Below are 4,882 nucleotides of genomic sequence, written 5' to 3'. Positions count from 1 at the left end.
TCGCCAAAGTGCTCAGCACGCTCAACACCAATGACGAGTCGTGCACGACCCACTACGTGCAGTGGGGCGGCATCGAAGCACTCCGCGGCCCCCAGGAACCCGTGCAGCAGATGCTGGACGTACTGCGCGAGCGCCGGGATGCCGCCTGCGGACTCCTGAACGCGATCCCCGGCATGCACGTCGCCGTGCCGCAGTCGACGTTCTACCTGTTCCCCGACGTCACGGCGGCGATGGAGCGCATGGGGTACACCGAGGTCGGCGACTTCGCCACTGCAGCCCTGTACAAGACGGGTGTCTCCTTCTGCACCCGGGAGCACTTCGGCCGTCGACAGCCCGGCGAGGAGCGCCAGTACATTCGGCTCGCCTACTCCGGCATCGACGTCGCCGACATCCGCGACGGCCTCGGCCGTCTGCGCGAGTGGATCGAGACGGCATGAGCCGGGTCGTCGTCACGGGACGTGTACCCGACGCCGCGATCGAGAAGCTCCGCGCCGAGCACGAAGTGAATGCCTGGACTGCCCCCGAGTCGATCGGCCGCGAGGAGCTCCTGCGCCGGGTAGCCGGCGCCGACGCCGTCGTGAGCCTGCTGACCGAACGCATCGACGGCGAGCTGCTCGACGCCGCCGGACCGCAGCTCAAGGTCGTCGCGAACGTCGCAGTCGGCTATGACAACATCGACGTGCCAGCCTGCACCCAACGCGGCGTCGTCGCCACCAACACGCCAGGTGTGCTCACCGACGCCACCGCCGACATCGCGATGGGCCTCGTCCTCATGGCGACCCGCCGGCTCGGCGAGGGGGAACGGCTCATCCGCTCCGGCCAAGCCTGGAAGTGGGGCATGTTCTTCCTGCTCGGCAGCAGCCTGCAGGGCAAGACCCTCGGCGTCGTCGGCATGGGCGGCATCGGGCAGGCGACCGCGCGCCGGGCCAAGGCCTTCGGCATGGAAATCGTCTACCAATCGCGCAGCGAGCTCGATCCCGGCATCGCGGCGGATCTGGGCGCCCGGCGGCTCGATCTCGACGAACTGCTCGCAGTCTCCGACGTAGTCTCGCTGCACTGTCCCTATGGGCCTGCCACGCATCACCTGATCGGCGCCGAGCAGCTCACGGCGATGAAGAGCTCGGCGTACCTCGTCAACACTGCGCGCGGACCGATCGTCGACGAAGCCGCGCTCGCCTCCGCACTGCGCGAGGGCCAAATCGCGGGTGCAGGACTCGACGTGTACGAGCACGAGCCCCGAGTGCATCCTGCGCTGCTGGAGCTCGAGAACGTGGTGCTCCTGCCGCATCTGGGCTCGGCCACAGTGGAGACGCGCACCGCGATGGCGATGCTCGCCGCCGACAACACCCTTGCTGTGCTCGGGGGCGCACGACCGCCAGCACCGATCAACTAGCGCGACGGTCGTCCACGAGCGCCGCGACATCCCTGGCGGGATTTCACGTGCTGGCCGAGCTTCACGCGTGCCGAGGTGGCCGGACATGTTGCGTATGGGCATACGCAACATGTCCGGCCACATCATGCTGGGTGAGGAATGCCGGCGTCGGCAGAACAGGGACGCCGGAAAGAGCAGAAAGGTGGGAACCAGCCTGCTTGCTTCATGGCGCGCTCCCGCTGAAGCACCAGAAGTCCGTTTACCCGATCACGCATCCAGAGGAGACCTTTGCCTGCCCTCGACTATCAGACCGAGACGCCTGAGGCGGCCCAGTCCGTGCGGCGTGCCCTGCATACCCCTGCCAGATTGAAGACTGAAGTCCTCGGTGGACTCGTCGTCGCCCTCGCCCTGATCCCGGAGGCGCTGGCCTTCGCGATTCTAGCGGGGGTCGACCCGCAGGTGGGGCTGTTCGCCTCGTTCACCATGGCGGTGATCATCGCCATCGTTGGCGGTCGACCCGCCATGATCTCGGGGGCCGCCGGTTCGACGGCGCTCGTCATCGCCCCACTCGTGAGGTCCCACGGCACGGACTACTTCGTGGCTGCCGTGATCCTCGCCGGAGTCATCCAGGTGCTGCTCGGGCTGCTCGGCGTGGCCCGGCTCATGCGTTTCGTGCCTCGCTCGGTCATGGTCGGCTTCGTGAACGCCCTGGCCGTCCTGATCTTCTCTGCCCAGGTCCCCAACCTCATCGGGGTGCCGTGGGCCGTCTACCCGCTCACCGCCGTCGGACTGGTGATTGTCTTCGGGCTCCCGAAGCTCACCCGCGCGGTGCCGGCCCCACTCGTCGCAATCGTCGCGCTCACCCTCGCCGCGGTGCTCGCCGGACTGCAGGTTCCCACGGTCGGGGAAAAGGGCGAGCTCCCGCACAGACTCCCGAGTCTGTTCTTCCCGCAGGTGCCCCTCACGCTCGAGACGCTCAAGACCATCGCTCCCTACGCCGTCGGAATGGCCCTCGTGGGCCTGCTCGAGACCCTCATGACGGCCAAGCTCGTCGACGACATCACCGACACCCGCTCCTCCAAGACCCGCGAGGCCTGGGGCCAGGGCATCGCGAACCTCGTCACCGGGTTCTTCGGCGGCATGGGCGGGTGCGCAATGATCGGCCAGACGATGATCAACGTCAAGGCCGCGGGAAGCCGCACGCGCATCTCGACGTTCCTGGCCGGGGCGATCCTGCTGGTCCTCGTGGTCCCTCTGGGGAACGTCGTGGCCGAGGTCCCCATGGCAGCCCTCGTGGCGGTGATGGTCTTCGTCTCCGTGGCGACCTTCGACTGGCACAGCATCCGTCCCTCGACCCTGCGGAGGATGCCCAAGAGCGAGACGACGGTCATGGCCGTGACGGTGATCGCGGTGGTCGCCACCAACAACCTCGCGATCGGCGTGGGCGCCGGCGTACTCGTTGCCGTGGTGCTCTTCGCCCGCCGCGTGGCGCATTTCGTCACCATGGACCGCAAGGTCGTCACGCTCGACGGGGCTGAGACCGCGGTCTACACGGTGAATGGCGAATTGTTCTTCGCCTCGTCCAACGACCTCTACACCCAATTCGAGTACGCCCACGATCCGGAGAGGGTTGTCATCGACATGCACCATTCGCATGTGTGGGACGCATCCACTGTCGCCGCCCTCGATTCCGTGACCGAGAAGTACCGCCAGCACGGCGCCGAAGTCCAGATCGTGGGACTCAACGAGGCCTCCCAGACGATCCACGAGCGGCTAAGCGGAAAGTTCCCGTCGGCGAACTAGTGTCGCGTTTCGGAAGTGGTTTTAGGGTTTGCTTTGGAGAGGATCTGTTCGGGGGTCTTGGTCCAGACGAAGGGGTGGGCGCGGTCGTTCCAGCCGGTGATGAACTGGCGGATCTTGGCGTTGAGGTCCTTGACGGAGGTGAAGACCCCGGGACGGATGGCCTGGCGGTCGATGATGCCGAACCAGACCTCGACGAGGTTCAACCAGGACCCGGACGTGGGCGGTGAAGTGCACGGTGAAGCGGGGATGGGCTTCCAGCCAGGCCTTCACCTCGGGGGTCTTGTGGGTCGCGTAGTCGTCCATCACGAGGTGCAGCTCGCCCTCGGGTAGGTCCGGTCGACCTGGCGCAGGAACGCGAGGAACTCCTGCCTGCGGTGCTTGGGCTTCACGGCGGCGGTGACCTGGCCGGTGGCGACCTCGAGGGCGGCGAAGAGGGTCGTGGTGCCGTGGCGGGTGTAGTCGTGGGTGCGCCGTTCGATCTGGCGCGGCTGCATGGGCAGCATCGGGGCGATGCGGTCCAGGGCCTGAATCTGCGATTTCTCGTCCACGCACAGCACCACCGCGTCCTCCGGCGGCGCCAGGTACAGGCCCACGACGTCGGTGACCTTCGCGACGAGCTCGGGGTCGGTGGAGAACTTGAACGTCCCGGACCGCCACGGCTGGACGCCGTACTCCCGCCAGGCCCTGGCCACCGTGGTGTTGGAGATCCCCAGGTGCTTCCCCAGCAGTCGCGAGGACCAGTGCGTGACCCCGTACTTCTTCGGCGGCGGGGCCAGGGCCGCCGAGACGACCTCGGCGTGGTCCACCCGCCGCGGGCGCCCCGAGCGACCCCGGTCCCCGAGCCCGGCGAGGCCCGACTCGGCGTACCGGCGCCGCCACGCCAGAACGGTCACGACGCTCGCGCCGACGCGCTCGGCAATCACCGTGTTCGCCACGCCCTCGGCAGCCAACAGCACGATCTGGGCCCGCTGCGCCAGCCCGGCCCGCACCGACGGGGAGCGCGTCAGCCGCCTCAATTCCTCGAAATCACCATCACGAAGGCCCAATGCGGGCGCGGGACGATTGGCCACAAGGCCATCCTCCCAAACACCAAACCATTCAGAGACTAACGCCACGCGACACTAGACGCTTCTAACAGCCTCAGCGAACCATCGGCGGGGGACGCCTCTGTAGTTTTCGTCAAGCCGCTGAGGCTGTTTGCAGCTGGCAAAGGGTGCCGTCGCGGAGCATGGCGAACAGGACGTCGCAGCGGCGGAGGGCCAGTGCGATGAAGGCTTGGTTGCGCCGTTTGTCCTGAGCGCGTTTGCGGTCGTAGTAGGCCCTCGAGGGCGACGGTCGAAGCGAATGGTCCGTGATCCCGGGCCTCACATGTTGGAAGTACTTCCAACAGGCCCGACGTCCAACGCCGCTGGGAGGTGCCGACCTCGTTGGAAGTGGCCACCAACAACTCGAAGCCAAGGGATAACCGATACTGTACTATTACTTTTACTGGCACCCCTGCGTATCAGGTTTGGGCGTATTCAACACACATGACAGGGGCTCGCCTTGAGCCTGAACTTCAGGACGCTGCCAGCCGTGAGCGTTTCCGGACGGCGACGAGTCCGACTATCAGAAGCGATACCCCGGCCGCCAGGACCGGCAGCGAAAAGATGGCGAGAACGGTCGGGAGCCCATTCGGTCCGATGAAGTCGAAAGGGTCGTGCTCAT

General features: G+C 66.7%; 2 protein-coding genes and 3 pseudogenes. 3 read left to right on the top strand and 2 right to left on the bottom strand.

Annotated features, from left to right (window positions below; all coding sequences use genetic code 11):
• The 3 genes and pseudogenes from LK10_RS22245 to LK10_RS07465 all read left to right on the top strand — a co-directional run.
• Positions 1 to 437 (top strand): annotated as a pseudogene (locus tag LK10_RS22245) (pyridoxal phosphate-dependent aminotransferase); the annotation flags it as partial.
• Positions 434 to 1,393: a 2-hydroxyacid dehydrogenase gene (locus LK10_RS07470; protein ID WP_043121865.1), complete on the top strand. Its 960-nt coding sequence runs from the start codon at positions 434 to 436 to the stop codon at positions 1,391 to 1,393. The pseudogene LK10_RS22245 and the gene LK10_RS07470, both read left to right, overlap by 4 nt.
• Before the next feature lie 267 nt (positions 1,394 to 1,660).
• Positions 1,661 to 3,175: a SulP family inorganic anion transporter gene (locus LK10_RS07465; protein WP_043121862.1), complete on the top strand. Its 1,515-nt coding sequence runs from the start codon at positions 1,661 to 1,663 to the stop codon at positions 3,173 to 3,175.
• Here LK10_RS07465 and LK10_RS07455 read toward each other — a convergent pair.
• A pseudogene (locus tag LK10_RS07455) lies at positions 3,172 to 4,245 on the bottom strand (IS630 family transposase). The gene LK10_RS07465 and the pseudogene LK10_RS07455 overlap by 4 nt on opposite strands.
• A gap of 109 nt (positions 4,246 to 4,354) precedes the next feature.
• Positions 4,355 to 4,519 (bottom strand): annotated as a pseudogene (locus LK10_RS07450) (IS110 family transposase); the annotation flags it as partial.
• Positions 4,520 to 4,882 lie beyond the last annotated feature (363 nt).

This window comes from Sinomonas humi, assembly GCF_000802235.1.
Taxonomy (GTDB): domain Bacteria; phylum Actinomycetota; class Actinomycetes; order Actinomycetales; family Micrococcaceae; genus Sinomonas; species Sinomonas humi.
This window is presented reverse-complemented; position numbering and strand designations above follow the sequence as displayed.